Origin of the sequence: Frankia sp. AgKG'84/4, assembly GCF_023242965.2 — a bacterium.
In the GTDB taxonomy this organism is placed as follows: domain Bacteria; phylum Actinomycetota; class Actinomycetes; order Frankiales; family Frankiaceae; genus Frankia.
The window spans coordinates 1-3535 of the sequence record NZ_JALKFU020000553.1; the positions used below are offsets into that span (position 1 = coordinate 1).

Annotated in this window: 4 protein-coding genes and 1 pseudogene; 4 read left to right on the plus strand and 1 reads right to left on the minus strand. The window is 73.5% G+C overall.

The features are described 5' to 3' along the window. Positions 1–58 precede the first annotated feature (58 nt). Positions 59–646: pseudogene (locus MXD58_RS23040) on the minus strand (TrmH family RNA methyltransferase); the annotation flags it as partial. A 65-nt stretch (positions 647–711) separates the two neighbouring features. Here MXD58_RS23040 and MXD58_RS23045 point away from each other — a divergent pair. From MXD58_RS23045 to MXD58_RS23060, 4 genes are all read left to right on the plus strand, one after another. Continuing rightward, positions 712–2286 (plus strand): 8-oxoguanine deaminase, encoded by a 1575-nt coding sequence (locus MXD58_RS23045; RefSeq protein WP_248839109.1) that lies wholly within the window; start codon positions 712–714, stop codon positions 2284–2286. Next, entirely contained in the window at positions 2210–2881 is a 672-nt protein-coding gene (locus tag MXD58_RS23050) for an amidohydrolase family protein (protein WP_248839108.1), read from the plus strand. The genes MXD58_RS23045 and MXD58_RS23050 overlap by 77 nt, the downstream gene beginning before the upstream one ends. Before the next feature lie 5 nt (positions 2882–2886). Then, positions 2887–3348 carry a ferredoxin family protein gene (locus MXD58_RS23055; protein WP_308302029.1) on the plus strand — a complete coding sequence of 154 codons (462 nt, stop codon included), beginning with the start codon at positions 2887–2889 and terminating at the stop codon, positions 3346–3348. Further along, positions 3276–3535, plus strand: a 260-nt coding sequence (locus MXD58_RS23060; RefSeq protein WP_518478651.1) for a DUF6986 family protein, incomplete at its 3' end; no start/stop codon positions are given. The genes MXD58_RS23055 and MXD58_RS23060, both read left to right, overlap by 73 nt.

A 3535-nucleotide genomic window follows, 5' to 3' on the forward strand; every position in this document is an offset into this window, starting at 1 on the left:
AGGACCAGGATGACACCCAGGTTTACCGTGTGGTCCTCAATCACGAGGAGCAGTATTCGATCTGGCCAGCCGACCGGTCGAGCCGCGCGTAGGGCACGGCGAACACCTCGCCCATCGACACCCGCACGGACCGCCGGTACAGCGGGTCGGCGCAGCGCGGGCTGAGCAGCACCGCGTCCATGCCGAGCCCCGCGGCCGAGCGGAAGATCGCGCCGAGGTTGGTGTGGCTGACGATGTCCTCGCAGATCAGGATCCGCCGCGCGGTGGCGAGCACGTCCGCGGCGGTCCGCGCCGGGCGCCGGCACATCGACGCCAGCGCCCCGCGGTGCACCTCGAAGCCGGTGATGGCAGCGAGGACGTCCGGGCCGGCGACGTAGATCGGCACGTCGGCGGGCAGGTCCGCGGGGACGGCGCCGCGCCGGGCCGGTGCGACCAGCACGCTGCGCGGCCGGTAGCCGGCGCGCAGGGCGCGGACGATGACCCGTTCGCCCTCCGCGATGAACAGGCCGTCGGCGGGTTCGCGGCGGCGGCGCAGCGCGACGTCGGTGAGCGCGACGAAGTCGTCGACCCGCGGATCGGCCGCGTCGTCGATCGCGACCGCCCGGTCGACCGCCCCGTCCGGGTCGCAGGGCAGATCAGCGGGCATGACGGAACCTCCGTGGACGGACAATGTGACCCGTGCGTAACGCGCGGAACGCAGAATCGGCGGCCATGACCACGCCATCTCCCGCGCCGGCTCCCGCCACCGCTCGCCCCATCACCGCTCCCGTCGCCGCCGATCTGCTCGTCGTGGGCGCCGAGCTGGTCGCCACCGTCGACGCCGACCGCCGGGAGATCCGCGGCGGCTGGGTCGCGGTGACCGATGGCCTGGTCAGCGCGATCGGCGGCCCGGGCGAGGCGCCGCCACCCGCCAGCCAGGTCCTGCGCGCCGACGGCGCACTTGTCACCCCCGGACTGGTGAACACCCATCACCACATCTACCAGAACCTCACCCGGGCCTTCGCGCCCGCCCTCGGCGGCACACTGTTCCACTGGCTGACGACCCTCTACCCGCTGTGGTCACGGCTCGACGAGGAGGCGGTGCACGTCTCGGCGTACGTCGGGCTGACGGAACTGGCCCTCGGCGGGTGCACGACCAGCACCGACCATCTGTATGTGCATCCGCGCGGCGGCGGCGACCTGATCTCGGCGGAGATCGCCGCGGCCCGGGAGCTGGGGATGCGGTTCCATCCGACCCGCGGCTCGATGTCACGGTCGGTGAAGGACGGTGGGCTACCGCCGGACTCGGTGGTCCAGGACGACGACGAGATCCTCGCCGAGTCACAGCGACTGGTGCAGCGTCATCACGACCCGTCCTGGGGGGCGATGGTGCGCCTGGCGCTGGCGCCGTGCTCGCCGTTCTCCGTCAGCCCCGGCCTGATGCTGGCCACCGCCGAGCTCGCCGAGCGGCTCGACGTGCGCCTGCACACCCATCTCGCCGAGGACCCCGAGGAGGACGAGTACTGCCTGGCCACCTTCGGACGCCGGCCGATCGACCAGTTCGCCGAGGTCGGCTGGGGCGGGGACCGGGCCTGGGTGGCGCACTGCATCTGCCCGAACTCCGAGGAGGTGGCCCGGCTCGGCGCCTGGGGCACCGGGGTGGCGCACTGCCCGAGCAGCAACATGATCCTCGGCGGCGGACTCGCGCCGGTCGCGGAGATGCGCGCCGCCGGTGTCCCGGTCGGGCTCGGCTGCGACGGGTCGTCGTCGGCGGACTCGGCGTCACTGTGGCTGGAGTCCCGCACCGCGATGCTGCTCGGCCGGCTGCGGCACGGCGCCGCCGCGATGTCGGCCCGCGACGCGTTGGAGATGGCCACCCGGGGTGGCGCGGGCTGCCTCGGCCGGGTCGGCGAGATCGGCGAACTGTCCGTCGGCTCGGCCGGTGACCTGGTCGTCTGGGGGCTGGACGGGGTCGCGTTCGCCGGCGCCCTGTCCGACCCGATCGACGCCTGGCTGCGCTGCGGGCCGGTGGCCGCCCGGCACACCGTCGTCGCCGGGCGCCTCGTCGTCGCCGACGGCCAACCGGTGCACCCCGACCTGCCGGCGATGCTCGACCGTCACCGCGTGCTCGCCGGTGGCATCCAGCGGGCGTTCGACGACGCCGGCGTCGACACCTCCACCGACCCGACGGCGGGCCCCGTCGTCGGAGGTCTGCTCGGCGGTGAGCGCGATGGCGTTGACCAGCTTCAGCAGCGTCGAGATGTCCAGGTCGGCGCGAAACGAACCGGCGGTCTGGGCTTGGCGTAGCAGGCCGTCCGCTGCCATCCGCATCTCCTGGCATGCAGCCGCCCGGGCGCTGCTGGACCTCGGCTACCCGCCTACCACGATCAGCACGGACCTGAACCTGTTCAACGCCGACGGGCCCGTCTGGTCGCTGCCCGAGACGATGTCGATGATCTGGGCGCTCGGCGTGGACCTGGTCGACGTCGTCGCGATGGCCACGTCGAACACCGCAGCGGTGATCGGCCGCTCGGACGAGTTCGGTACCCTTGATCCAGGTCGGGACGCCGAGGTCAGCGTCCTGCGGGTGGAGTCCGGTGAGTTCGGGTTCACGGACGGATTCGCGACTCTGCACCATTCGCGCCGGCTGTCCCCCGTAGGCTGTCTACGCGGGGGGTTTTGGTACAAAGTAGCTGGGCATTATGGGCCTGACCAGCCGGAATCCGCAGATTCGGCGATGGGCCGTCCGGCCTCGGGGAACCGGACCTCGCCCCCACAGACAGCCGCCGTCGGCGCCGCGCATCGACCCCCCCGATCGGTGCGCCCCGCGCCGGCGGCGGCCTCAGCCGCCCCCGCGCCCCTCACCACGACAGCGGGTTCACCCCCGGCGTCGAACCGCTGACCGCCGTGGCCTACATCGTCTCCGCGGCCTGCGTCGACATCACGGACCGGTCCTGCGTCGAGGAATGCCCGGTCGACTGCGTCTACGAGGGTCGACGCAAGCTCTTCATCCATCCCGAGGAGTGCATCGACTGCGGGGCCTGCGCGCTGGTCTGCCCGGTCGAGGCCATCGTCTGGGACCGGGAGCTGGACGGCGACGACCAGGCCGCCCTCGACGGGCGCGCCCACCTCGGCGACGCGCACACGTTCTTCTACCGGCCGCTGCCCGGACGCGCCGAGCCGATCGGCGCCCCCGGGTGGCGCCGCGGCCCTCGGCCCGCTCGGCGTCGACACAGCACTGATCGATGCCGCCCCTGCACGTGCCTGACCGGCTACGCTGGCGCCGTATGCCGCCCGTGCCGACCCCACCAGTCCCGCCGACACCGGTCACGCCGCCGACGCTGCCGCCCGAGGTCGTCTCCCGGCTGAGCGCCGGCCTCGATCCGGTCGACGCCGCCATCGAGGCCCGTCACCCCGGCGCCGCCTCCGGACGCCAGCCGGTCCACACCTGCTATCTTCCGGCCGACCGGATGCGCCCGGACATCGTGCCGGCCTGGGCCGCCCGGGCCGGCGAGCTGCTGGCCGCCTACGGCGGCGACCCGACGGCGCTGGCGGC

Coding starts and splice junctions, on each gene's coding strand:
- MXD58_RS23050 (WP_248839108.1), top strand. CDS start 2,210: ATGGCGTTGACCAGCTTCAGCAGCGTCGAGATGTCCAGGTCGGCGCGA.
- MXD58_RS23045 (WP_248839109.1), top strand. CDS start 712: ATGACCACGCCATCTCCCGCGCCGGCTCCCGCCACCGCTCGCCCCATC.